At 72.4% G+C, this 21,841-nt stretch carries 24 protein-coding genes and 1 pseudogene; 13 read left to right on the plus strand and 12 right to left on the minus strand.

The window, feature by feature from the left end:
* Positions 1-5 precede the first annotated feature (5 nt).
* Both AB0953_RS03710 and AB0953_RS03715 read right to left on the minus strand, forming a co-directional pair.
* Positions 6-1,142, minus strand: coding sequence for an SRPBCC family protein (locus AB0953_RS03710; RefSeq protein ID WP_366857753.1), 1,137 nt, complete (start codon positions 1,140-1,142; stop codon positions 6-8).
* 4 nt (positions 1,143-1,146) lie between these two features.
* On the minus strand, positions 1,147-2,373 hold the full coding sequence (locus AB0953_RS03715; RefSeq protein ID WP_366857754.1) for a histone protein: 1,227 nt from the start codon (positions 2,371-2,373) through the stop codon (positions 1,147-1,149).
* A gap of 182 nt (positions 2,374-2,555) precedes the next feature.
* On the opposite strand from AB0953_RS03715, the gene AB0953_RS03720 reads away from it, so the two are divergent.
* From AB0953_RS03720 to AB0953_RS03755, 8 genes are all read left to right on the plus strand, one after another.
* A complete protein-coding gene (locus tag AB0953_RS03720) occupies positions 2,556-2,930 on the plus strand; it encodes a gas vesicle protein (RefSeq protein WP_366857755.1) in 375 nt (124 codons plus the stop codon).
* Between the two features lie 31 nt (positions 2,931-2,961).
* Complete coding sequence (gene gvpJ / locus AB0953_RS03725) at positions 2,962-3,426, plus strand: gas vesicle protein GvpJ (protein WP_366857756.1); 465 nt, start codon at positions 2,962-2,964, stop codon at positions 3,424-3,426.
* A gap of 4 nt (positions 3,427-3,430) precedes the next feature.
* Positions 3,431-4,147, plus strand: a complete 717-nt coding sequence (locus tag AB0953_RS03730) for a GvpL/GvpF family gas vesicle protein (protein ID WP_366857757.1) — start codon at positions 3,431-3,433, stop codon at positions 4,145-4,147.
* A gap of 23 nt (positions 4,148-4,170) precedes the next feature.
* The gene (locus AB0953_RS03735; RefSeq protein ID WP_366857758.1) at positions 4,171-4,419 is read left to right on the plus strand and encodes a gas vesicle protein GvpG; all 249 of its coding nucleotides are present in this window, start codon (positions 4,171-4,173) and stop codon (positions 4,417-4,419) included.
* Positions 4,420-4,489: 70 nt separating this feature from the next.
* A complete protein-coding gene (locus AB0953_RS03740) occupies positions 4,490-4,903 on the plus strand; it encodes a gas vesicle protein (protein ID WP_366858159.1) in 414 nt (137 codons plus the stop codon).
* A complete protein-coding gene (locus AB0953_RS03745) occupies positions 4,900-5,679 on the plus strand; it encodes a GvpL/GvpF family gas vesicle protein (protein ID WP_366857759.1) in 780 nt (259 codons plus the stop codon). Before AB0953_RS03740 ends, AB0953_RS03745 begins: the two co-directional genes overlap by 4 nt.
* Positions 5,676-5,939: a gas vesicle protein gene (locus AB0953_RS03750; protein WP_366857760.1), complete on the plus strand. Its 264-nt coding sequence runs from the start codon at positions 5,676-5,678 to the stop codon at positions 5,937-5,939. Before AB0953_RS03745 ends, AB0953_RS03750 begins: the two co-directional genes overlap by 4 nt.
* Positions 5,929-6,318, plus strand: coding sequence for a gas vesicle protein K (locus AB0953_RS03755; protein WP_366857761.1), 390 nt, complete (start codon positions 5,929-5,931; stop codon positions 6,316-6,318). Before AB0953_RS03750 ends, AB0953_RS03755 begins: the two co-directional genes overlap by 11 nt.
* A gap of 168 nt (positions 6,319-6,486) precedes the next feature.
* Here the strand turns inward: AB0953_RS03755 and AB0953_RS03760 are convergent, their stop codons facing one another.
* Together AB0953_RS03760 and lpdA are read right to left on the minus strand one after the other, a co-directional pair.
* A complete protein-coding gene (locus AB0953_RS03760; RefSeq protein WP_366857762.1) occupies positions 6,487-7,365 on the minus strand; it encodes an SDR family NAD(P)-dependent oxidoreductase in 879 nt (292 codons plus the stop codon).
* A gap of 85 nt (positions 7,366-7,450) precedes the next feature.
* On the minus strand, positions 7,451-8,854 hold the full coding sequence (lpdA, locus tag AB0953_RS03765) for a dihydrolipoyl dehydrogenase (RefSeq protein WP_366857764.1): 1,404 nt from the start codon (positions 8,852-8,854) through the stop codon (positions 7,451-7,453).
* 411 nt (positions 8,855-9,265) lie between these two features.
* On the opposite strand from lpdA, the gene AB0953_RS03770 reads away from it, so the two are divergent.
* Positions 9,266-9,631: a hypothetical protein gene (locus tag AB0953_RS03770; RefSeq protein WP_366857765.1), complete on the plus strand. Its 366-nt coding sequence runs from the start codon at positions 9,266-9,268 to the stop codon at positions 9,629-9,631.
* Between the two features lie 103 nt (positions 9,632-9,734).
* Here AB0953_RS03770 and AB0953_RS03775 read toward each other — a convergent pair whose 3' ends face one another.
* On the minus strand, positions 9,735-10,661 hold the full coding sequence (locus tag AB0953_RS03775) for an EamA family transporter (RefSeq protein ID WP_366857766.1): 927 nt from the start codon (positions 10,659-10,661) through the stop codon (positions 9,735-9,737).
* A gap of 258 nt (positions 10,662-10,919) precedes the next feature.
* Here AB0953_RS03775 and AB0953_RS03780 point away from each other — a divergent pair, with 258 nt between their 5' ends.
* Entirely contained in the window at positions 10,920-11,834 is a 915-nt protein-coding gene (locus AB0953_RS03780) for a LysR family transcriptional regulator (RefSeq protein WP_366857767.1), read from the plus strand.
* Positions 11,835-12,016: 182 nt separating this feature from the next.
* Here AB0953_RS03780 and AB0953_RS03785 read toward each other — a convergent pair whose 3' ends face one another.
* The 7 genes from AB0953_RS03785 to AB0953_RS03815 all read right to left on the minus strand — a co-directional run bounded on the left by AB0953_RS03785 (position 12,017) and on the right by AB0953_RS03815 (position 17,488).
* Positions 12,017-13,639 carry an NAD(P)/FAD-dependent oxidoreductase gene (locus tag AB0953_RS03785; protein ID WP_366857769.1) on the minus strand — a complete coding sequence of 541 codons (1,623 nt, stop codon included), beginning with the start codon at positions 13,637-13,639 and terminating at the stop codon, positions 12,017-12,019.
* 114 nt (positions 13,640-13,753) lie between these two features.
* Positions 13,754-14,293 (minus strand): EF-hand domain-containing protein, encoded by a 540-nt coding sequence (locus AB0953_RS03790; RefSeq protein ID WP_366857770.1) that lies wholly within the window; start codon positions 14,291-14,293, stop codon positions 13,754-13,756.
* Positions 14,294-14,447: 154 nt separating this feature from the next.
* The gene (locus tag AB0953_RS03795; protein ID WP_366857771.1) at positions 14,448-14,714 is read right to left on the minus strand and encodes a DUF4235 domain-containing protein; all 267 of its coding nucleotides are present in this window, start codon (positions 14,712-14,714) and stop codon (positions 14,448-14,450) included.
* A complete protein-coding gene (locus AB0953_RS03800; RefSeq protein ID WP_366857772.1) occupies positions 14,711-15,205 on the minus strand; it encodes a DUF3618 domain-containing protein in 495 nt (164 codons plus the stop codon). The genes AB0953_RS03795 and AB0953_RS03800 overlap by 4 nt, the downstream gene beginning before the upstream one ends.
* Entirely contained in the window at positions 15,202-15,618 is a 417-nt protein-coding gene (locus tag AB0953_RS03805; protein ID WP_366857773.1) for a phage holin family protein, read from the minus strand. The genes AB0953_RS03800 and AB0953_RS03805 overlap by 4 nt, the downstream gene beginning before the upstream one ends.
* A gap of 134 nt (positions 15,619-15,752) precedes the next feature.
* Positions 15,753-16,814: a YihY/virulence factor BrkB family protein gene (locus AB0953_RS03810; protein WP_366857774.1), complete on the minus strand. Its 1,062-nt coding sequence runs from the start codon at positions 16,812-16,814 to the stop codon at positions 15,753-15,755.
* Between the two features lie 146 nt (positions 16,815-16,960).
* On the minus strand, positions 16,961-17,488 hold the full coding sequence (locus tag AB0953_RS03815; protein WP_366857775.1) for a DUF4142 domain-containing protein: 528 nt from the start codon (positions 17,486-17,488) through the stop codon (positions 16,961-16,963).
* 238 nt (positions 17,489-17,726) lie between these two features.
* Here AB0953_RS03815 and AB0953_RS03820 point away from each other — a divergent pair, with 238 nt between their 5' ends.
* The 3 genes and pseudogenes from AB0953_RS03820 to AB0953_RS03830 all read left to right on the plus strand — a co-directional run.
* Positions 17,727-20,183, plus strand: a complete 2,457-nt coding sequence (locus tag AB0953_RS03820) for a nitrate reductase (protein ID WP_366857777.1) — start codon at positions 17,727-17,729, stop codon at positions 20,181-20,183.
* On the plus strand, positions 20,180-20,674 hold the full coding sequence (locus AB0953_RS03825) for a hypothetical protein (protein ID WP_366857778.1): 495 nt from the start codon (positions 20,180-20,182) through the stop codon (positions 20,672-20,674). Before AB0953_RS03820 ends, AB0953_RS03825 begins: the two co-directional genes overlap by 4 nt.
* Positions 20,675-21,024: 350 nt before the next feature.
* A pseudogene (locus tag AB0953_RS03830) lies at positions 21,025-21,786 on the plus strand (collagenase); the annotation flags it as partial.
* Between the last annotated feature and the right edge of the window lie 55 nt (positions 21,787-21,841).

The raw sequence follows: 21,841 nt of genomic DNA on the forward strand, positions 1-21,841 counted from the left end.
GCCGGTCAGCGGCTCCGCCGCCGACGCGGCCGCCGCGCATCCTCGTCCTCCTCGTCCTCCTCGTCCTCCTCGTCCTGCTCCTCCCCCTCCTCGTCCTCGTCCTCGTCCTCGTACTCGTCGTCGTACTCGTCTTCCGGTTCCCCCGTCCCTTCCTCCTCGTCCTCCCCCGCGTCGCCCTCGTCGTCCTCGTCGTCCTCGTCGGCGCCGTCCTCCTCGTACTCCTCGTCCTCGTCCTGGTCCTCGTCCTCCGGGTAGTCCCCTTCGTCCTGCTCGCCCTCGTAGTCCTCCGCTTCCTCCGACTCTCCGTCGGAGGACTCCTCCTCCTCGACGGCCTCTTCGTGGGTCCGTACGACCTCGCCGTCGCGTATCTCGCCGCGCCAGCCTTCCGGCTCCTCGTCGCCCGCCAGAGTCACGTGGCGCACGAAGTGCTTGAGGTCCAAGCGCATCCTGCGGCCCTGCGCGCGCCAGAGGTTGCCCGTCTTCTCGAAGAATCCGGAGGGGTAGTACTCGACCACGAGGAGCACCCGGGTGAGGGACGGGGCGAGTTCGTGGAAGCTGACGCATCCGCGCGTGGTGCCCTTGGCGCCCTCGGAACTCCACATGATCCGCTCATCGGGGACCTGTTCCTGGACCGTCGCCTTCCAGCTACGGGTGGAGGGGCCGACCTTGACCTTCCAGTCGCTGGTGGTGTCGTCGCCCTGGGAGACGCTGCGCACGCCCTTGGCGAACGAGCTGAACTCCTCGTACCGGGTCCAGTGGTTGTAGGCGGTGCGCAGGGGCACGCCGACGTCGACGGACTCCGCGATGTGGGTGGGCTTGGAACCGCTCTTGCGCTTCTTGCCCCCGCCTCCGCCCAACAGGCCGCTGCCGAGGTCCTTGACCTTGTCCTTGAGGCCGCCGAGCGTACCGCCGGCGACGGCCTTGAGCGGGGAGTCGCCTTTGAGCATCCGGCCGCCGATGTCGGCGAGCGAGCCGCCGTTCTCCGCGACGTCGGAGAGCTGGTCGGTGAAGTCGCCAAGCTTGTCGGCGGCCTTGTCGGCCAGCTGGTCGGCCTGGGCGGAGAGGTAGCCTCCGAGTTCCTCGAGCAGCTGGTCCATGGGGGACCGTGTGCCGCCGGAGCGGGCCCGATCGGTGGTGGCCATGGTGCTACCTCCGCGTCGTCGACTTGCGGGCCGACGTCTTCTTCGCCGGCGTTGCGGTCTTCTTGGCGCTGCTGCTGCGCGCCGGCCCGCGCGAGGCGGCCTTCTTCGCCGGGGCCCGCTTGGCCGGTGCCTGCTTGGCCGGTGCCCGCTTCGCCGCCGACTTCTTCGCCGGCGCCTTCTTCGCCGGCGCCTTCTTGGCCGCAGGCTTGGGGGGAGCGGACTTCTTCGCCGGCGCCTTCTTCGCCGCCGTCTTCTTGGCCGTCGCCTTCGGGGCCGTCGCCTTCGTGGCCGCCGTCTTCTTGGCCGTCGCCTTCGTGGCCGCCGGCCGGGCGGCAGCGGGCTTCTTCGCCGCCGCACCCGTGGACGCCGCCTTCTTCGCCGCCGTCTTCGCGGGTGCCGTCTTCGCGGCCGTCTTCGCGGCGGACGGCTTCCCGGCCGGCGGCTTCGCCGAAGCGGCCTTCTTCTCCGGTGCGGTCTTCCTGGCCGGCGGGCGGTGCGCCGGGGCTTCGGTCCTGCCGGCCGAGGCGGCGCCGCGGCGGGAGCGGGGGGCCGCTGTACGCGGCCTGCGGGGCCGCTCTTCCTCGGGCTCCTCGGGCTCCTCCGGCTCTTCGGGCTCCTCGAACTCTTCCTCGGGCCCTTCCTCCTCGGGCTCCGGCTCCTCCTCTTCCCCGGCTTCCTCCTCGTCCTCGTCCTCTTCCTCTCCCTCTTCCTCGCCTTCGTCCTCGTCCTCGTACTCCTCCTCGCCCTCGCCCTCGCCTTCGTCCTCGTCCTCGTACTCGTCCTCGTAGGGCTGCCCGTTCCCGCCCCGGGGCTCGTCCTCGTAGTCGTCCTCGTACTCTTCGTCGTCGGGCTGCTCGTCCTCGTAGGCCTCCTCGTCCTCCTCCTCGGACGCGTCCTCCGGCTTGCCCTTCCCCGGCCCCCGGGTGAGTTCCAGCGTGCGCTGGTGGAGGGTGTCGGCCAGATCCGACAGCTGGCGGTTGGCCGCTGCGGTCAGGGCCTTGCGGCCCGCTTGGAGGGCTTCGCCGCGGACCTGTTCACCGAGTTCGGCGACCTGCGGCATCTCGCTCAGTTTGCGCAGTCCCTGCGTCATGAGCTGGCCCGGTTCGAGGCCGAACCGGCGGCCTGCGATGTAGGTGGCCAGCGACAGGGCCATGCGGCCCTTCTTCGCCCGGCCCAGTAGGTAGCCCCCAGCTATGGCGGCAGCCAGGGCGATCTTGCCGGTGTCCTCCATCAGCCTGGTCCTTTCCGGAGGCGGTGGACGGTCGGGCCGTGACCCGAGAGGTACCTACAGGCCTGCTCACACCGGCGCGCAATATGCACATGAATGCGAAGAAAGTTCCCCTTGAGGGGTGTGCACGGGCGCAGCGCGGGGAGAGGCGTTAGACCAGGGAGTTTCGGTTCCGAAGGGAGCAGATGGCCTTGCCGCAACCCGCTCGCCGCCGGCGCAGCCCGGCCCAGGACGATGACGGCGGACAGCCGGCCACCAGGCCCGCGCGCAGGTCGGGGACCGGTCGCCGGCACGGCGTGCCGGGCGCTGCCACGGCCATGCGCGCCGCCGTGGAGCAGCTGGCCGTCCTGCTGGGCCGCCGGCCCGAATCGGTGTCCTCGCTGAGGCCGACGGAGGAGGGCTGGGAGGCGGTGGTGGAGGTGCTCGAACTGGAACGCATCCCCGACACCACCAGTGTCATGGGCAGCTACACGGTGACGCTGGACGAGGAAGGCGAACTGATCTCCTACGAACGGACCCGGAGGTACAGCCGGGGCATGATCGACCGGCCGGACGGCTGACACCGGACGGGACGGCGGGAAGGGAAGCGCCATGACGATGGTGCCGCAAGGAGCGGGCGGGAACCTCAGCCGCGGCGGCGGCGGGGGCACCAGCCTCTACGACGTCCTCGAACTCATCCTCGACCGGGGGCTGGTCATCGACGCCTTCGTGCGCGTCTCCCTGGTCGGGATCGAGATCCTGAAGATCGACGCACGGATCGTCGTGGCCAGCGTCGACACCTACCTCCGCTTCGCCGAGGCCTGCAACCGCCTCGACCTGGAGGCGGGGCGCAAGGCCCCCGCGCAGCTGCCGGAGGTCGTGGGCAACATGGTCGAAGGCGGCAGCCGCAGCAAGACCAAGGGCGCCCTCAGCGGCGCGGTGGAGGCCGTGACGCAGTCCCTGACCGGCCGCGGCGACGAGGAGCCGGAGGAGGACGAGCAGGAGGAGGAAGAAGAACCCCAGCCCGTCCGTCGCCGGAAGCCCGCCCGCCGGCCGGTCCGCCGCGAGAGGGAGTGACCCCGTGGCCGTCTACGTGTACGCCGTCACCCTGCGCGACCACCCCTGCCGCCTGGACGGCCTCACCGGTGTCGGTTCGGACGCGCCGACCGTGCGCTCGGTCCAGACGCAGGAGCTGCGGGCGGTGGTGAGCGACGTCGACGAGGAGGTCCGCCCCAAGCGCCGCGACCTCGCCGCCCACCAGGCGGTCCTGGACCGGCTGCTGGAGGACGGGACCCCGCTGCCGCTGCAGTTCGGGTACACCGCCACCGACGACGACGCCGTACGCCGGGTGCTGGAGGAGGACTCGGCCATGTACCTGGACGCCCTGGCGGCGGTGCAGGGGTGCGTCGAGTACAACGTCAAGGCCGGGCGGGAGGAGGAGCTCCTGCTGCGGGAGATCCTGGACGACTCGCCCCGGGCGCGCAGGCTCAACGAGGAGATCCGCGCCGGGGCCACGGACCCCCGGCTGTCGCTGGAGCTGGGGCAGCTGGTCGCGGCCGAGGTCGACGCACGGCGCACGAACACCTCCACCGAGGTGATCCGGGCGCTGGCGCCGATGGCCCGTGAGCACGTGCTCCACACGCCCACCGGGGAGGACTTCCTCAACCTCTCGCTGCTGGTGCCGCGGGACGGGGAGAGCGCCTTCCTCGACGCGCACGCCGAACTGGCCCGGGACATCGATGCCGGGGTCCGGACCCGCCTGGCCGGGCCGCTGCCCCCGTACAGCTTCGTGCCGTAGGACACCAGGAAGGAGCACCGGCCATGGGCCTGCTCGGCAAACTGCTCACCGCGCCCCTCTACCCCGTGCGGTCGGTGGTGTGGGTGGCGCAGCGCGTGGCGGAGAAGGCGGAGGCCGAGTACTACGACCCCGCCCCCGTCCGGGCGGCGCTCTCGGACCTGGCGCAGCGGCTGGACGACGGGGAGATCGACGAGGAGACCTTCGACCGCGAGGAGGAGGTGCTCCTCGACCGGCTGCAGGAGATCGAGGAGTACGTCCGGCGCAACCGGTGAGTGACGAGACCCGTCGGAGGCGAATGCCGTGTCTGACCCCCTGGCCCACAGGTTCGACGCCCGCCCGGCCATGGCCGGCTACCCGCCCGGCTCCTCCTCGGCCAGCCTCGCCGACATCCTCGAACGCGTGTTGGACAAGGGGATCGTGATCGCCGGGGACATCCGCATCAACCTGCTCGACATCGAGCTGCTGACCATCAAACTGCGCATCCTGATCGCCTCCGTGGACAAGGCCAAGGAGATGGGAATCGACTGGTGGGAGCACGACGAGTCGCTCTCCTCCGGGTCCTCCCGGGCCGCCCGCGAGGAGGAGGCCCGGATGCTGGCCGCCGAGAACGAGCGCCTGCGCGCGGAGCTGGAACGGCTGCGCCGGACGGCTGGGGCGGAGCTGCCCCCGTCCACGCCCCGCGAGGCGGCGGAGGCGGCGGAACCGGAGGCCGAGCCCGTCGTACGGACCGCCAAGAAGCGCAGGCCCCCGCGATGAACGGCGCCCCGGCCCCGGCCCTCACCTACGTCTACGCGGTGATACCGCCCGCGCCCGCCGCGCTGCGGGAGCTCCTGCCGACGCTGAAGGGCGTGGCGGGCGCCCCGGTCGCCCTCCTCTCCGCCGAAGACCCCGTCTCGTTCGCGGTGAGCGCCGTCCCCCGCGCCGACTTCGACGAGACCGCGCTCAAAACCCGCTTCGAGGACCTCCGCTGGCTGGAGGAGACCGCGCGGGCCCACCACCACGTCATCGAGGTGCTGGCCGCGCACACCACCGTCCTGCCGCTGCGCATGGCCACCCTGTACCAGGACCCGGCGGGCGCGCTGGACGCGCTGCGCGCGCAGAGCGGGGCCTTCACCGCGCAGCTGGCCCGGCTGAGCGGGCACGCGGAGTACGGGGTCAAGATCTACGTCCGCCCGGCCGAGCGCGACCGGGCCCCGGCGGCGCCGGCGGCGACCAGCCCCGGCAAGGCCTACCTGGCCGCCCGCCGGGCCCAGCAGCACGCCCACGAGGACCACTACCGGCAGGCGCAGGTGGCCACGGAGCGCATCGCCGACCTGGCCCGCCGCCACACCGCCGGCCAGGTGCGCCATCCCGCCCAGAGCGGGCCGCTCGCCTCCGCAGCCGAGGAGAACGTCCTCAACGACGCCTACCTCGTGCCCGACGGTGGCGCCGACGCCTTCCGGGCTGCCGTGGCCGGTGCGGCGCGGGACCTCCCGGGCATCCGCATCGAGGTGACCGGCCCCTGGGCCCCGTACTCCTTCGCAGCACCATGACCCCCGCCGACCACTTCAACGCCGCCGACCCCGGTGCGGGCCGGCCGGGTACGGCCCCCTCCGGCAGGGTGCCGCCCGGGACCGACCTGCCCGCCCGGCAGGTCGCCCTCGTGGACCTCCTGGACCGGCTCCTGGCGGGCGGTGTGGTCATCACCGGCGACATCATCCTGTCCATCGCCGACATCGACCTCGTACGGATCTCCCTGCGCGCCCTGATCAGCTCCGTCTCCACCGCGGACGGTGAACGCCATGGCCCCTGACCTCCCCGACCTCCGCGCGATCGGCGACACGATGGCCGAGGCCCTCAGCCTGCTCCCCGCCACCCCCGCCGAGACCGCCGGGGCGTCCGCCGCCCCCTCCCCCGGCCACCGCGTGCGCACCGGCCCCGACACGGTCGCCGAGGACCTCGTCAAACTCGTCCTGACCCTCGTGGAACTCCTGCGCCAGCTGATCGAGCGCCAGGCCCTGCGCCGCGTCGAAGGGGGCGGCCTCACGGACGCACAGGAGGAAGAGCTCGGCGCCACCCTCCTGGCCCTCCACGACCGCATGACCGACCTCTGCGCCCAACACGGCTACACCCTCGCGGACCTCAACCTCGACCTGGGCCCCCTGGGCACCCTCCTTCCCCCCTCCTCCTGACACCCCGCCGGGGGCCGTCCCCACCCGGAACGGGTGGGTGGCCGGATCGTCGCGGAGGGGGATCAGCGCATGAGCGGCCCGCGCACATGAGCGGCCGCCGGACGGCGACCGGGCCGACACGCCGGTCGCCGCCGCGCCGCCGTCAGGGCGGCGCAGGCCGGGCCGGCGTCAGGCCGCCGCCCCCTCGCCGGTGGACCCGGGTGCGGCGATCGCGTGCTCCGCGGCCCGGCTGACGTCCTCCCATGCGGACCAGGTGTCCGCCCGCCGCCGCGCGATGTCGAACGCGAGGTCGTAGACCATGCTGCCCAACAGCAGCCGCAGCGGGGGTTCGTCGCTGTCGACGAGCTTCATGAGGGCCTGTGCCGCGAGCTTCGGATCGCTGTCGACGGACCCCTCGGCGAACTGCTTCTGCAGCTCCTCCCGCAGCGGCCCGTACGCCTCCAGCGGGGTGGTGGTGCTCATGGCGTCGTAGAGGCCGGTCCAGTAGCCGCCGGGCTGGAGGATGCTCACCTTGACCCCGAAGCCCGCCGCCTCCATGGCGAGGGCCTCGCTGAGCCCTTCGAGCGCGAACTTGCTGGCGCTGTACAGGCCGGTACTGGGGAAGCCGCCCAGCGCGGCGATGCTGGAGACCTGTACGAGATGACCGGACCCCTGTGCCCGCAGCGTGGGCATCACGGCCTGGGCCACCCACAGCGCGCCGAAGAAGTTGAGCTCCATCTGCGCCCGGGCCTCGGCCTCGGTGAACTCCTCGACCATCCCCATCGACAGCGCGCCGGCGTTGTTGACGACGACGTCGAGCCGCCCGAAGCGCTCCACCGCCTCGGCGACGGCCGCGAACACGGCGCCGCGGTCGGTCACGTCCACGGGCAGGGGCAGGACGCGCCCCGGGTGCGCGGCGGCCAGTTCCTCCAACGGCGCGGCGGTCCGTGCGGCGATCACCACGCGGTCCCCCGCCTCCAGCGCGGCGTCGGCGAAGGCGCGCCCGAGACCCCGGCCGGCGCCGGTGATGAACCAGACGCGGCCGGCGTTCCCGTCTGTGGTCGGCATAAGCGGTACTCCCTTTTGATAGCCGAGACGTTTCGTCTCGTTGAACGGTCGTGCGGGCTGCCGAACGCCGCCCGGAGGCGGGCGTTCAGAAGTTGATCATGTGGCCGGCGACGCCGTGGATCGCTTCCTTCACGGCCTCCCCGAGCGTCGGATGGGCGTGGACGTTGCGGGCCACCTCGTGCACGGTCAGGTCCCACTGCTGGGCCAGGGTCAGCTCGGGCAGCAGTTCGGTGACGTCGGGGCCGATGAGGTGGGCGCCGAGGAGCTCGCCGTGCGTGGCGTCGGCGACGATCTTCACGAAGCCGGTCGGGTCCCCCAGCCCGTGCGACTTGCCGTTGGCCGTGAACGGGAACGTGGCGACCTTGACGTCGTAGCCCTTCTCGCGGGCCTGCTTCTCCGTCCAGCCGAAGCTGGCGATCTGCGGCTGGCAGTACGTGGCCCGCGGGATCATCGGGTAGTCGAGCTCCATGGTCTCGGCGTCCGCGATGGTCTCGGCGGCGACGACGCCCATGGCCTCGGCCGTGTGCGCGAGCATCAGCTTCGCGGTCACGTCGCCGATGGCGTAGAGGTGCGGCACGGAGGTGCGGCAGCGGCCGTCGACGTCGATCGCACCGCGCTCGGTGAGGGCGACGCCGGTGTTCTCCAGGCCGTAGCCGGAGACGTTGGGCGCGAAGCCGATGGCCTGCAGCACCTTGTCTGCCTCCAGGACCTTCTGCGCGCCGTCCTTGCCGGTGACGGTGACACGGACCTTCGGGCCGGAGTCGTCGATCGACTCGACCCGGGTCGAAGTGAGCACGTCGATGCCGAGCTTGCGGTACTGCTTGGCCAGCTCCCTGGAGACGTCCTCGTCCTCCAGCGGGGCGATCCGGTCCAGGAACTCCACGACGGTGACCTTCACCCCGTAGTTGTGCAGGACGTACGCGAACTCGATGCCGATCGCGCCGGCGCCCGCGATGACGACGGACTCCGGCAGGTCCTCGGCGAGGATCTGCTCCTCGTACGTCACCACCCGCGCGCTCAGGGACGTGCCCGGCAGCAGACGCGGCGTGGCGCCCGTGGCGATGATGCAGTGGCCGAAGGTGATCGTCTGCGTGGTGCCGTCGGCCTTGCCGACCCGGAGGGTGTTCGCGTCGAGGAAGGTGCCCCGGCCGTCGAACTCGGTGATGCCGTTCTTCTTCATCAGGTAGTGGACGCCCTTGACCCGGCCGTCGGCGACCCGGCGGCTGCGGCGGAACGCCTCGCCGTAGTCGAAGGAGACCGTGCCGTCGACCTTGATGCCGAAGGTCTTGGCCTCGCGCTGGAAGATGTGGGCGAGTTCGGCGTTGCGCAGCAGCGCCTTGGTCGGGATGCAGCCGACGTTCAGGCAGACTCCGCCCCAGTACTTCTCCTCGACGACCGCGACCTGCAGGCCCAGCTGGGCGGCGCGGATGGCGGCGACGTAACCGCCGGGGCCGGCCCCGAGTACGACGACATCGAAGTGCGTGTGCATGGAGATTCCTCAGGAGTGGGAAGCAGGGGTTGAAAGGATCCCCCGGACCGGCCGGATACCCGAACGGACGCGCCGCGGACACGCCAACCGTCAAGGGCGGCGGAGAGGCGCCGAGTTGCAGGCAGCCCCCTTCGAGACGGCGCCGGGACCAACGCAGAGATCGTGCACCGATCGATAGCGCAGCGGTTGCGGCAGGCGGATGTGCGCCCCGCCCTCCGAAGGTCCCCCGCTCGCCCGCTCGTCCGCAGCCTGTATCGACGTCCGTAGCGCGAACGGCTGTAAATCGACCAGGAGTTATGCCCAAAAGGTGACTGTCTGCAGTCTGATCTGGTCGGATAGCAATGGGGCGGCGCCTGGCACGGCCTGCCGACGGTCGGCGGCGATCCCAGCGTGCCTCGAAAGGAACCCCTCATGCTCCGCACCCGCTACGCCGCAGCCCTGGCCACCATGGCCTTCACCGCCCTGGCGGTCACCGCGAGCCCCGCCTCCGCGGCCCCCGGCGACACGCTCACCCAGTGCTCCAGCACGCTGACCCCGGCCGGCTGGGTCGACGTCCAGTGGTGGAACAGCGGTGGGTGCGGCTCCACCTTCTCGCCCAACACCAAGCAGATCAAGGACCTCAGGGGCTACCCGGTCGGCACCCAGGTCAACGCCTGCGCCTCGACGTGGCCCCCGGCCGGCTGGACCATCGTCAGCAGCTACTACTCGAGCGGCTGCCAGTACTCCTCGGTGCCCAGCTTCAACGCCAACACCTGGACCCTGAAGCGCACCTCCTGACCGCGGCCGGACCGCCCCAGCCCGTGAGGCGGTGGGGCCGGATCGGTCAGCCGGGTCCGCCGGCGGGGCGGTGCGGCGGGCGCGCATGCCTCTTCTCGTAGGGTCACTTCGTCTCTCCTGAGGCGGTCAGGGGCCGGGGTGCGGCCGCGGGGGCCGGTGCGCGCTTCGTCCGGGGCGGGCGGGGCCCGCCGAGCAGGACCGCCAGGAAGATGACGGCCATGCCCGCGATCTGGAGCGCGGACAGCCTCTGGTCCTTGAGCAGGTAGCCCAGGAGCGCGGCCATGACCGGACTGCCCAGCGCGAGGAAGGAGACCGCCACGGCCGGCAGGCGCTCGATGCCCCGGAACCACACGACGTAGCTCAGGACCGCGCCCAGGGTGATGAGGTAGGCGAAGCCGAAGACGTTGGATCGGGTGACGCGGTCGGGCAGGTCCTCCAGCGACAGCCAGAACGGCAGCAGGACCAGGCCTCCCGCGGTGAGCTGCCAGCCGGTGAACGTGAGGAGGCTCACGCCCTCGGGCCGGCCCCACCGCTTGGTCAGGGTGATGCCCGAGGCCATGCACAGCGCTCCGCCGACTGCGGCGAGCACGCCCGGGGCGTCGGGGGACCCCGTGCCCTTGAAGACGAGCAGCACCACTCCCCCGGCGCCCAGGACGCAGGCCAGGGCATGGAGGGCTCTGATCCGCTCGCCGAGGAAGAGGGCGGCCAGGACCACGACGAACATGGGCTGCGCCGACATGATCACGGCTGCGATGCCGCCCGGCAGCCGGTAGGCCGCGACGAAGAGCAGGAAGTTGAAGGCGCCGATGTTCAGCACGCCCAGCACCGGCGCGCGCCACCACCAGATGCCGGCCGGAAGGCGCCGGCCGAGGGTCAACAGGACCAGGCCGCCGGGCAGCGCCCGCAGGGTGGTCGCCAGGAGCGGCCGGTCCGGGGGCAGCAGTTCGGTGGTCACCAGGTAGGTGCTGCCCCAGACGGCCGGTGCCAGGCCGGTCAGGGCCGCCGTGAGGACGCTCGGTGTACTCCTCATCGCGCATCGACTCCCGCGGGGCGGCGCGGAGCGTGTCGCGGCTCGGTACTCATGGCGGTCACTGGTCCTTTCGGTGTCACGGGCGCACGGGAGCGCGCGCGGGCGTGCCACGGCCGGGTGCGCCCGGGCGCGGCATGCCGGGAGGGAGAGAGGCAGAGGGTGAGGAGCGGAGAGGGCAACGGCGGTGGCGCCGGGGGGCGTTGTCGCCGTGTGCGGTCCCCACCAGTCTCGGGCCGGGGCCGTCGATGAGTCCAACACATGCTTGTCACGCGATGCATCACGTACCACGATGGATCCGTGGAGCTCCAGCAGATGCGTTACGTGGTCGCCGTGGCCGAGACGAACAGCTTCACGCGGGCCGCCCGGCGCTGCCTGGTGGTGCAGTCGGCACTCAGCCACCAGATCGCGCGCCTGGAGAAGGAGCTGGGTGCGCGGCTCTTCGAACGCACCAGCCGCCGGGTGCGGTTGACCGCTGCGGGCGCGGCCTTCCTGCCCGCTGCCCGCCAGTGCCTGGATGCGGCGGAGCGGGCGGCCGCCGAAGTCGCGGCCGCCGTCGGGGAGGTGCGCGGACGGCTCGCGGTGGGGCTGATCCCCACCGTCGCCGCCGTGGACGTGCCCGCCGTGCTGCGGGAGTTCCACCGGCGCCATCCGAAGGCCCGGGTCAGCCTCGGTGTCGCAGCCAGCGACGAGCTCGTCGAGCGGGTCCGGCAGGGCGAGATCGAGGTGGCCTTCCTCGGCATCCCGGTCACGGCCCGTCCGCGGGGCGTGAGGGCGAGGGAGCTGGCCCGGGAGCGGCTGGTCGCCGTGGTCTCCCCGGACCACCCGCTCGCCGGGGAGGGCTCGGTCGACCTGCGCCGGCTGTCCTCGGAGGTGTTCGTGGACCTCCCGGCGAAGACCGCCGGCCGGGCCCAGTCCGATCTGGCCTTCGCCGCCGCCGGACTCACCCGGGAGGTCGCCTTCGAGGTGAGCAATGCGGACTACCTGGCCCGTCTGGTCGGCGCGGGCCTGGGCGTGGCCCTGCTGCCGCCCGCGTACGTCGCGGGCCTGGCCGGTCTGGTCACGGTCGGGGTGACGGACGCACCGGCCCGCGCGGAGTACGTGATCTGGGGCGGGGAGAGCCCCACCCCGGCGGCCGCGGCCTTCCTGGCCCTGCTGGGCATCGAGCAGGAGTGAGCCGGGGGCGGGGCCTCCCCGTGGGGGAGGCCCCGGTGGGACCCCGTGGCGCTGCGGGGTCAGGACAGGCGGGTCAGGACGGGCGGCGCACGGTGCACTCGACCGGCACGTCGAAGACGGGCCGGGTGCCGAAGAAGACGATCATGCGTCCCTTCTCCGTCGGGTGGGCGCGGCCCCTGCGGTCAGAACCCGACGCGGGCGCCGGCCTCCCGGAACCGCCCGGGGTGCCGCCGCCGGTATTCGACCAGGCACTGCGCCACGGCGGCGCCTTCGCCCACCGCGGCACCGACCCGCTTGACCGATCCGGACCGTACGTCGCCCACGGCGAAGACCCCGGGCAGGCTGGTCTCCATCGGCATGGCATCGGGGCCGGCGCCGCCGCTGCCGGTCAGCACGTAGCCGCGGTCGTCGAGCTTGAGGACGCCGCGGAGCCAGTCCGTCGAGGGGCGGCCGCCGATCAGCACGTACAGGCAGTGTGCCGGGACGGTGCGCTCGCCCCCGGCGCGGTCGCGCAGGCGCAGCCCGGTGAGGGTCGTCTCGCCCAGGCATTCGACCACCTCGGTGCCGAGCAGGACGCGCAGGCCCGGCGTGCGCTCGATGCGCTGGACCAGGTAGCTCGACATGGAGGCGCCGAGGTCGGCGCCTCGGACGAGCAGGGTGACGGAGCGGGCGTAGCGGGCGAAGTAGAGGGCGGCCTGACCGGCCGAGTTGCCCGCGCCGACCATGTAGACGTCCTCGCCGGCCGCCGAGGGCGCGTCGGACAGGCAGGCGCCGTAGTACACACCGGAGTTGATCAGCCGCTCGACGCCCGGGCTCGCCAGCCGGTTCCACTCCACGCCCGTGGCCACCACCACGGCGGCCGCCGAGACCGAAGCGGTCTCCTCGGTGCCCGCCTTGACGAACGCCACGCTGTGGTCACCCGCCTGCCGGGGGACCAGCCGGGTCGCCACCCGGGTGGGCTGCCACTCCACGCGGGCCCGGCGCGCCTGCTGCAGGGCGCGCTGCGCGAGGTCGCCGCCGGTGAGTCCCACGGGGAAGCCCAGGTAGTTCTCGATCCTGGAGGTCGACCCGGCCTGGCCGCCGGGGGCGTCGTCCTCGATGACGACCACACTCATGCCCTCCGCGGCGGCGTAGACGGCCGTGGACAGTCCACCGGGGCCGCCCCCGATCACCGCGACGTCGTAGTGCTCGTGCTCGGCCGGCCGGATGAGGCCGAGCCGGTCGGCCAGTTCGCTGATGGGGGGATCGACCAGCTCGGTGCCGTCGCCGAGCCTGACCGTCACCGGCGCGTCCCGCCTGCTCTCCTCGGGCACCCACCGGAAGAGAACGCTGCTGCGGCCGAGGAAGTCACGGACGGCATAGGCGGCCGGCGAGAAGCGGTAGCCGCGCACCTCGGCCGTCGGCAGGTCGCCTTGGTGCTCGGCGTTCCAGGTGCAGAGGGAGTCGTCGAGGGCTGCCCGCAGGTGCTCGGCCAGGCCCGTGCCGCCCTCCTCCGCGCCCCTGGCGCGGTCGACGACGGTGACGCGGGAGTCGGGCGGGGCCTGGCCGTCCTCGGCGAGCACCAGCCAGCGCGTACCGGGGTGCTCCGCGGCGTACCGCCCCGGGTCCTCGTGCGTGAGCACCGCCGCGACGGGCGCCTCGAGCCCGGCCGGCGCCTGCAGCAGCTGCCCCGCCTCCTGCAGGCCGCCGACCTGCAGGACGCGGAAGGACGCCCGGTACCAGCGCTGTACCAGCTCGGCTGTCTCGTGTCGGCGGAGCGGATCGGGATCCGCGAGAAGGATCACCGGCAGCGCGGTTCCGGCCATGAAAGGTCCTCCTGGGTGTGTCGATCGGTGCATGCCTCCACCGGTCAACGAGCCGGGGACCGTTCCGTGTCTGCGGGGGCCGGAGCCGTGCCCGCAGAGGGGACGGGGCCCGGATCAGAGGCGGCCGAAGAACTGGTTGCCGGGTGCCGCGTAGTCCTGGCTGGTGTAGTACTCCCTCATCGCTGAGCTGATCTCCTCGCGGCTCAGCTGTCCGTCGCCGTCGCGGTCGAGGGCGCCGAACGCCTCGTCGAACGTCTGGCGGGGCAGCCTGAACATGCCGTGAAGAAGGGACGTGTACTCGTCGCGGCTCAGCATCCCGTCGCCGTCGCGGTCACCGAGCTCGGTCCAGGCATTGCTGAGGTTCCTGATCCGGTCCCAGATCCGGTTCTGGTCGCTGACGATCCGCGCCCGGAACGCGGCCCGGTACTCCTGCCGGTCGACGGCCCCGTCGGCGTTGCGGTCCATCTTGTGGAAGACGGTGTCCCAGAGGTCGCCCAGCGAGTCCCTGAGCCCGGCCACCTTCTCCGGTGCCATGCCGAGTGATTCCGCGAGCGCGTCCGACACCGCGAGGACGTCCGACCGCTCCAGCCGCCCGTCGCGGTCCGAGTCGAACACGTCGAACGACCGGTCCAGCTTCATGTCCAGCAGGCTCACGCCAGCCCCTTCCTCACCCTGCGCACCCATTCGGTCACCATGCGTCTGCGCGAGGAATCATAGAGCGCCGGCCCCCTTTCCCGAGATCCCCCGGCCGGGCGATTCGCGGGCGGCGGACGCCGCCCGGCCGCCGGGCCGGGGCCGGGTACGGGCGTCAGCCGGGCCAGGTGCCGGTCAGGCGGCGGGTGGCGGCGGCCCCCGCCCGGTCGACGGCGGCCTTGACCACGGCGAAGATCGCCCCTTGCAGGGCCGCGGCGAACAGGACCTCCTGCCAGCTGCGGTGCTCGTCGGTGGCGTCGGGTGCGTCCTCGTCGTGGCCGAGCACCTTCCACGCCTGCTTGAAGGCCGCTCCGGCGATCAAGCCGCTCGCGCCGCCGAGGGCGAGCCCGATGGGCTTGTAGGCGATCGCGGAGGCCTTCATCGGTTCCTCCGGCCGCGGCGCAGGAGCAGCAGGAACACCACCGTGACGAGGCCGACGGCGCCGACGAGCAGCGGGGTGCGGTTGGCCCGGGCCACGGCGGCGGCCGACGCGGCCTTCTCCCGGACCTGCTCCGGAGTCCGCTCGGCTGCCAGGTGCCCGGTGTGGGTCGCAGTCTCGCGCAACCGCTCCGCGGCGCTGGCCGCCTTCTCGAGCACGGGGTCCGGGGTCTTCTCCCTGGCGAGCCCGGCTGCATGCACTGCCTTGTGGCGGAGCTCCTCGGCGGTGTGGGCGGCCTTCTCGGCGGCGTGGGCGGCCTTCTCGGCGGCCTGCGCCTTGAGGTCGGCCACCTTCTCCCTGGCCTGCGCCTTGACGTCCGCCTTCGCCGCCAGCGCCTCCACGGTCTGCCCGAGCTCCTCACGGGTGTGTTCGACCTGCTCGCGCAGCCGGTCGGCGGTCGGCGCGGATTCCCTGCCGGGGGACTGCTCGCTCATCGCTGCACCTTCTCCCTGATCTCGGCCACGTCGGCCTTGACGCTCTCGATGGTCTGCTCGGGGGCCGGGCTGCCGGCCTTGGCGATCTCCTTCCTGCCTGCGGCGGCCATGCCTGCGGCCGCCACCGCCAGCACGGCGGCGACGATCAGTGCCGAAGCCCAGACCGGCAGGACCAGTGCCAGGGCGGCGATGGCGGCGCCGGCCAGCGCCTGGGCGGCCAGGATGCCGAGGAGTCCGGCACCGCCGTAGAGGCCGCCGCCCAGGCCGAAGCGTCTTCCCTTCTGCGTCATCTCCGCCCGGGCCAGCTGCATCTCCTCCCGGACCAGCTCCGACATCTGCTGCGACGCCCGCGAGACCAGCTCGCCCACCGACTCGTCGCTGCCGTGTCCCGGGCGGTGTCCAACGGCGCTCATGGCCTTTCCACCTTCCTGTTTCCGGCGGCGGGCACCGGTCAACGGCCCGCCGGTTCTTGGCGCGCATACCCAGCAAGCCGCGGGCCATCCGCCGAACCGCGGCGGCGGGCGCGATCCGGCGCCGGGCGCCGGGCTCAGCCCATGCGGCGGCGGTCCTGCTCGCTCCACTCCCGGGTGTCGCGCGGCTCGACGTACGGCTCCTCGTCCTCGGGGTGCCCTCCCGCGACGGCGCGCTGGCGGGCCATCTCGGCATCGAACTCCAGGCCCAGGAGGACGGCGAGGTTGGTGATCCACAGCCACACCAGGAAGATGATCACGCCCGCGAGGGTGCCGTACGTCTTGTTGTACGAGCCGAAGTTCGCCACGTAGAACGCGAACCCGGCCGAGGCGAGCATCCAGATCCCCAGCGCCAGGAGGCTGCCCGGGGTGACCCACCGGAAGCCGCGGCCCCTGGCGTTCGGCGCGGCCCAGTACAGGAGCGCGATCATGATCGTGGCGAGCAGGACCAGGACCGGCCACTTCGCGATCGACCACACCGTCATCGCGGTGTCCCCCATGCCCAGTGCCGCCCCCGCCTGCCGTGCCAGTCCGCCGGTGAACACCACGATCAGGGCTCCGGCGGCGGCCAGGACCATCAGGGTGACGGTGAGGGCCAGCCGCAGCGGCAGGACCTTCCACACCGGACGCCCTTCGGGCATGTCGTAGACCGCGTTCGACGAGCGGATGAACGCGGCGACGTACCCGGAGGCGGACCAGATCGCGACGGCGAGGCCGACCACGGCCAGGAGGGATCCGACTCCGCTGTTGGCCTGGAGCTGCTGGATCGCATTGCCGATCACGTCCCGCGCCGCCCCGGGGGTGAGCTTCTGCAGGGTGTCCAGCACCTGCCTCGTCGCCGACGGGCCCGCGATTCCGAGGATCGAGACGAGCACCAGCAGGGCCGGGAAGAGCGCCAGGACCCCGTAGTAGGTCAGTGCCGCCGCCCGGTCCGCGAGCTCGTCGTTCTGGAATTCCTTCAGCGTCCCGCGCAGCACCGCCCGCCAGGACCGCTTCGGCAGCTGCGACAGCCGGTCCGGCTCGCGTTCCTCGACCGTCCGGTCGGGGCCTGCGGCGCCACCGCCGCCCGATCCGTTCGCGGAGCCCGCGCCCGAGGGCGGGCGGTCGTCACCGTGGTGCGTTGTCCCTGTGGGTCTCATAGTCGGCGCTTTTCCACTCCGGGCGCGCCCATGCGGGAAAAGCGGCAGCGGCTGCGCCGACTCGTACGGGGCCGGCCGACCGCCTCCCCCTCCCCTCGGGCGGTGTCGGCCGGCCTTCAGCGGCGGACCGGGGCGGCCCCTGGGGTTCAGGAGGCGTGGCAGGTCCCGCCGCGGACCATGTCGAGGTGCATGGCGACGACCGGGCGCGCCTTCTTGGCGGCGGCGGTGACGGCCATGTCGCTGCCCGACCCGATCTGGTGGTCGATCAGGGCAAGGGTCTGGGTGTGGGCGGTCTCCTGGAGGGCGAGCCAGGCCGAGTCGTACCCGGCCGTGCCGGCCTTCTTCTGGACGTCCTTCAGTTGCTGCTGCTGCGCCGCGGTGGGCGCGGAGGGCAGGGCCATGCCGCCCTTGGCGGCGAGGGCCTTCAGGTCCGCGTCGAGCTTCTGGTGGTCGGTGACCAGCTTTGCGCCCACGTCCTTGACGCAGGAGGTCATGGCGTTCTTCTGGGCGTCCTGTCCTGCGGCGATCTCCGCCAGGTTGCCCTGGTGGGCCGCCGTCACGAACGCGGTGTCCTGGTCGCCTGCGGGCACGGCGGCAGGCGCCGCGGCCGCGCCCATTGCGGTCATCGCCGTGGCAGCGGCCGCCACGGCCAGCAGTCGCATTCCCTTGCGCATGTCAACCATCTCCTCACGCGGCCTGGGCTCGAAGAGCCGCGCGTACGGCCGCGTCCTGTGCGGCCCCTAACCGCGCGCGGCTGCGCCAAACGTGGACACCTCGGTACGAAACGCCGCGACCTAGTCCAGGAGGACGCATCCCCAAACCCGGCCGGTCCAAAGTCCTGACGGGCCGGGGTTGCGTCCGGGGCACGGGGTACACGTGAGGCGCTGAGTCACCGAAGGGCGGAGGTGTCCGATGGAGTCGTCCCTGGACCGGATCGCGCAGCCGTGGGGCGGCCGGACCGGCTACGGGCCCGGCGACGCCTGGCCGGCCCGGGTGGACACCTTCCTCGCGGACGGCGTCGCGCCCGGGGACGTCGAGCGGTGGGTGCAGTCGGCCTCGCTGCTGCATTCGAACGGCGACGCGATGGACATCGCGGTGCGGGCCGGCCGGATCGTGGGCGTCCGCGGGCGGGCGGAGGACCGGGTCAACCGGGGCCGGCTGGGGCCGAAGGACCTCTTCGGCTGGCAGGCCAACCACGCCGCCGACCGGCTGCACCGTCCCCTGGTCCGGGAGGGCGGCCGGCTGGTCGAGTGCGACTGGGACACGGCCATGGACCGCATCGTGGGCCGCTCCCGCGGTCTCCTCGACGCGCACGGGCCCGGAGCCATCGGCTTCTACACCACGGGCCAGCTGTTCCTGGAGGAGTACTACACCCTGGCCGTCCTGGCCCGCGCCGGGATCGGCACCAACCACCTCGACGGCAACACGCGCCTGTGCACCTCCACCGCGGCCGAGGCGCTCAAGGAGTCCTTCGGCTGCGACGGCCAGCCCGGCTCGTACACGGACGTCGACCACGCGGACACGATCGCGCTGTTCGGCCACAACGTGGCCGAGACGCAGCCGGTCCTGTGGATGAGGGTCCTGGACCGGCTGGAAGGCGCGGCCCCGCCGCGTCTGCTGTGCGTGGACCCGCGCCCCACCCTGGTGGCCCGGCGCGCCGACGTCCACCTGGCGCCGCGCGTCGGGACCAACGTCGCCCTGCTCAACGCGCTCCTGCACGAGCTCATCCGGCGCGACCGGGTGGACCGTGCGTTCGTGGAGGCCCACACCGTGGGCTTCGAGGAGCTGCGCAAGCAGGTCGCGGACTGCACCCCGGCGTGGGCCTCGGCCATCTGCGACGTCCCGGCTGCGGCGATCGGGGAAGCCGCGGAGCTGCTGGGCGGGGCCGAGCGGCTGCTGTCCACGGTCCTTCAGGGGTTCTACCAGTCGCACCAGGCGACGGCCGCCGCCGTGCAGGTCAACAACCTGCACCTCATCCGCGGGATGCTGGGGCGGCCCGGCTGCGGCCTCCTGCAGATGAACGGCCAGCCCACCGCCCAGAACACCCGCGAGACCGGCGCCAACGGCGACCTGCCGGGCTTCCGCAACTGGCAGAACGAGCAGCACGTCGCCGAGCTGGCCCGCGTGTGGAACGTCGAGGCGTCGGCCATCCCCCACTACGGCCCCCCGACACCGGCGATGCAGATCTTCCGGTACGCGGAACAGGGGTCGGTAAAGATGCTGTGGATCAGCGGGACCAATCCGGCCGTGTCCCTGCCGGAGCTCTCCCGGATCCGCTCCGTCCTCGGGCAGGAGCGGCTCTTCACCGTGGTCCAGGACCTCTTCCTCACCGAGACCGCGCTGCTGGCCGACGTGGTGCTGCCGGCCGCGACCTGGGGCGAGAAGACCGGCACGTTCACCAACGCCGACCGCACCGTCCACCTCTCGGAGAAGGCGGTGGATCCGCCCGGGCTGAGCCGCCCCGACCTGGACATCTTCCTCGACTACGCACGGCGCATGGACTTCCGCGACCGCGACGGCGGCCCGCTGATCGGCTGGCACACCCCCGAGGAGGCCTTCGAGGCGTGGAAACGCTGCAGCGCCGGGCGCCCCTGCGACTACACGGGCCTGACGTACGACAGGCTGCGCGGCGGCAGCGGCATCCAGTGGCCCTGCGGCGAGGACGCTCCCGAGGGCACCGAGCGCCTCTACACCGACGGCATCAGCTGGGCGCATCCCGACGTCTGCGAGAGCTACGGCAAGGACCTGGTCACGGGCGCCTCCGTGGAGGCGGTCGAGTACCGCTCGCTCAACCCCGACGGCAAGGCCGTGATCAAGGCCGCAGAATACGTCCCGCCACACGAGGACACCGGCGAGGAGTACCCCCTCCAACTGACCACCGGCCGCACGCTCTACCACTTCCACACGCGTACCAAGACGGGCCGGGTACCGCAGCTCGATGCCGCGGCGCCCGAGGTGTGGGCGGAGCTCAGCCCCGCCGAGGCCGCCGCACGGGACCTCCGCGAAGGGGACCTGGCCCGGATCACCACGGCGCGCGGGTCGCTGCAGGCCCGCGTGCGGATCACCGGCATCCGCGACGGGCTGGTCTTCGTGCCCTTCCACTACGGCTACTGGGACACTCCCGGCGGCCACGGCCCGGCCTCGGACGGGGAGGCCCGCGCCGCGAACGAGACCACGGTGACCGACTGGGACCCGGTCTCCAAACAGCCCCTGTACAAGACGGCCGCCGCCCGTATCGAACGCGTCGCGCGGGGCGACGGGACGCCGGCGCCGGCTCCGACGACGACGGCTTCCGCACCGAGCGGGCCGGCATCCATCGCCGCCACCGCCGGCGGACCGCAGGCCCACGCCACGGAGGAACGGCCATGACCGCTGTGAACCTCACCCTCCGCGCCCTCCACCACGGCGAGCGCCATCTCCGGAAGCAGCTCTGCGCCGTGGCCGACCGCCACCGCACCGAACACGAGATCCACCACGTCGCCACCGATCTCGCCCGCTGGTCCGACGAGCACGCCGAGCGCATCGCGGACGCCGGCCAGGCGTACGGGCTCGACCTGCGCGGCGGCGCCGAAGACCGGCCGGGCGAAGGCCTGCTCGCCACCGTACGGGAGAAGACCGCCGAGCTGCTCGGGCGCCGACCCGAGCCCGGCCTGCTGCTCCTGCTCGACCTGCGCTCGCTCCATCTGGCGGCGGCGGAGAACTCCCTCCACTGGGAGATGGTCGCCCAGTACGCGCAGGCCGCCCGGGACGACCGGCTCCTGGCCCTGTCGTCCGCCTGCCACCCGCAGACCCTGCGGCAGATGCGCTGGACCAACACCATGCTCAAGATCCTTTCGCCGCAGATCCTCACCAGCCTCTGAGGTCCGCGGGGCATGGCTGTGGCGCGGCGGGACCGGGCCCGCCGCGCCACAGCCATGCGATGAATTCGATGTGTTCCTGTCAAAAATATTGAAGCACCCATGTGACATGTGCCATTTTACAGCGCAGCCCGTCGTCGACGGGATCCAACTCCCCTCCCCAGGAGTGAACTTTGCGCGCCATGGCCATCGCCACCGCCCTGCTCATAGCCGCCGTCGCCGCCTCCCCCGCCCATGCCTCGCACGCCTCCCCCGCCGGCCCCACGCCGGACCACGTCTTCGCCGACCCGGGTCAGCGCCCGGCCCACGGCAGCGCGAAAGGCGCTCCCGGCGCGACCGGGACCACCGGCGGCAAGCTGGAATCGCGCATCCTCCCGATCGTCCACACCTGCAGTCCGTCGCTGCGGATCCGGGCGCAGGAGATGACCGCCGAGCAGCTGACGGCGACCTGCGCGAGCCTGGCCAACCAGGACGCCTACTTCCACGGCGTGGTCAAGGACTCGGGACCGGTCGCGAACGACTACAACACCACCCTGGAGGTCGACGTCTTCAACTCCAGCGCCGACTACAAGGCGTACGCGGGCAGGATCTACGGCATCGACACCAACAACGGCGGCATGTACCTGGAGGGAGACCCCGCGAGGACGGGGAACCAGCCGCGGTTCATCTGCTACGAGCGCACCGATGTGAGCCCGGGCTGGCAGATCTGGAACCTCAACCACGAGTACACCCACTACCTCGACGGCCGCTTCGACCTGTACGGCGACTTCGACGCCGGCCAGACCACCCCGACCGTGTGGTGGGGCGAAGGCATCGCCGAGTACGTCTCCTACTCCTACCGCGGCGTCACCTACTCCAACGCGCTGGCCGAGGCGGGCAAGCACACGTACGCGCTGCGCACGCTGTTCGACACCACCTATGCCAACAGCGACGTCAACCGCACCTACAACTGGGGTTACCTCGCCGCCCGTTACATGGTCGAGAGGCACCCGGCCGAAGTCGCCACCGTGCTCGGCCACTACCGCACCGGAAACTGGGCCGCCGCGCGCACGTTCCTCACCTCGCTGGACCACGAGAGCGACTGGAACGCCTGGCTGACAGCCGTGGCGGCGGGCGCCTGACCCCGCCGGCCGCCCCCCAGGCCGACGGCCGGACCCGACGGGCCCGGCC

This window comes from Streptomyces sp. NPDC046866 (assembly GCF_040704625.1).
Lineage (GTDB): Bacteria > Actinomycetota > Actinomycetes > Streptomycetales > Streptomycetaceae > Streptomyces.

What these genes read in the sequence shown, in the direction of transcription:
- AB0953_RS03710 (WP_366857753.1), bottom strand. Translation starts at nt 1,142, where the DNA reads ATGGCCACCACCGATCGGGCCCGCTCCGGCGGCACACGGTCCCCCATG.
- AB0953_RS03715 (WP_366857754.1), bottom strand. Translation starts at nt 2,373, where the DNA reads ATGGAGGACACCGGCAAGATCGCCCTGGCTGCCGCCATAGCTGGGGGC.
- AB0953_RS03720 (WP_366857755.1), top strand. Translation starts at nt 2,556, where the DNA reads ATGGCCTTGCCGCAACCCGCTCGCCGCCGGCGCAGCCCGGCCCAGGAC.
- gvpJ (WP_366857756.1), top strand. Translation starts at nt 2,962, where the DNA reads ATGACGATGGTGCCGCAAGGAGCGGGCGGGAACCTCAGCCGCGGCGGC.
- AB0953_RS03735 (WP_366857758.1), top strand. Translation starts at nt 4,171, where the DNA reads ATGGGCCTGCTCGGCAAACTGCTCACCGCGCCCCTCTACCCCGTGCGG.
- AB0953_RS03740 (WP_366858159.1), top strand. Translation starts at nt 4,490, where the DNA reads ATGGCCGGCTACCCGCCCGGCTCCTCCTCGGCCAGCCTCGCCGACATC.
- AB0953_RS03745 (WP_366857759.1), top strand. Translation starts at nt 4,900, where the DNA reads ATGAACGGCGCCCCGGCCCCGGCCCTCACCTACGTCTACGCGGTGATA.
- AB0953_RS03750 (WP_366857760.1), top strand. Translation starts at nt 5,676, where the DNA reads ATGACCCCCGCCGACCACTTCAACGCCGCCGACCCCGGTGCGGGCCGG.
- AB0953_RS03755 (WP_366857761.1), top strand. Translation starts at nt 5,929, where the DNA reads ATGGCCCCTGACCTCCCCGACCTCCGCGCGATCGGCGACACGATGGCC.
- AB0953_RS03760 (WP_366857762.1), bottom strand. Translation starts at nt 7,365, where the DNA reads ATGCCGACCACAGACGGGAACGCCGGCCGCGTCTGGTTCATCACCGGC.
- lpdA (WP_366857764.1), bottom strand. Translation starts at nt 8,854, where the DNA reads ATGCACACGCACTTCGATGTCGTCGTACTCGGGGCCGGCCCCGGCGGT.
- AB0953_RS03770 (WP_366857765.1), top strand. Translation starts at nt 9,266, where the DNA reads ATGCTCCGCACCCGCTACGCCGCAGCCCTGGCCACCATGGCCTTCACC.
- AB0953_RS03775 (WP_366857766.1), bottom strand. Translation starts at nt 10,661, where the DNA reads ATGAGGAGTACACCGAGCGTCCTCACGGCGGCCCTGACCGGCCTGGCA.
- AB0953_RS03780 (WP_366857767.1), top strand. Translation starts at nt 10,920, where the DNA reads ATGCTTGTCACGCGATGCATCACGTACCACGATGGATCCGTGGAGCTC.
- AB0953_RS03785 (WP_366857769.1), bottom strand. Translation starts at nt 13,639, where the DNA reads ATGGCCGGAACCGCGCTGCCGGTGATCCTTCTCGCGGATCCCGATCCG.
- AB0953_RS03795 (WP_366857771.1), bottom strand. Translation starts at nt 14,714, where the DNA reads ATGAAGGCCTCCGCGATCGCCTACAAGCCCATCGGGCTCGCCCTCGGC.
- AB0953_RS03800 (WP_366857772.1), bottom strand. Translation starts at nt 15,205, where the DNA reads ATGAGCGAGCAGTCCCCCGGCAGGGAATCCGCGCCGACCGCCGACCGG.
- AB0953_RS03805 (WP_366857773.1), bottom strand. Translation starts at nt 15,618, where the DNA reads ATGAGCGCCGTTGGACACCGCCCGGGACACGGCAGCGACGAGTCGGTG.
- AB0953_RS03810 (WP_366857774.1), bottom strand. Translation starts at nt 16,814, where the DNA reads ATGAGACCCACAGGGACAACGCACCACGGTGACGACCGCCCGCCCTCG.
- AB0953_RS03815 (WP_366857775.1), bottom strand. Translation starts at nt 17,488, where the DNA reads ATGCGCAAGGGAATGCGACTGCTGGCCGTGGCGGCCGCTGCCACGGCG.
- AB0953_RS03820 (WP_366857777.1), top strand. Translation starts at nt 17,727, where the DNA reads ATGGAGTCGTCCCTGGACCGGATCGCGCAGCCGTGGGGCGGCCGGACC.
- AB0953_RS03825 (WP_366857778.1), top strand. Translation starts at nt 20,180, where the DNA reads ATGACCGCTGTGAACCTCACCCTCCGCGCCCTCCACCACGGCGAGCGC.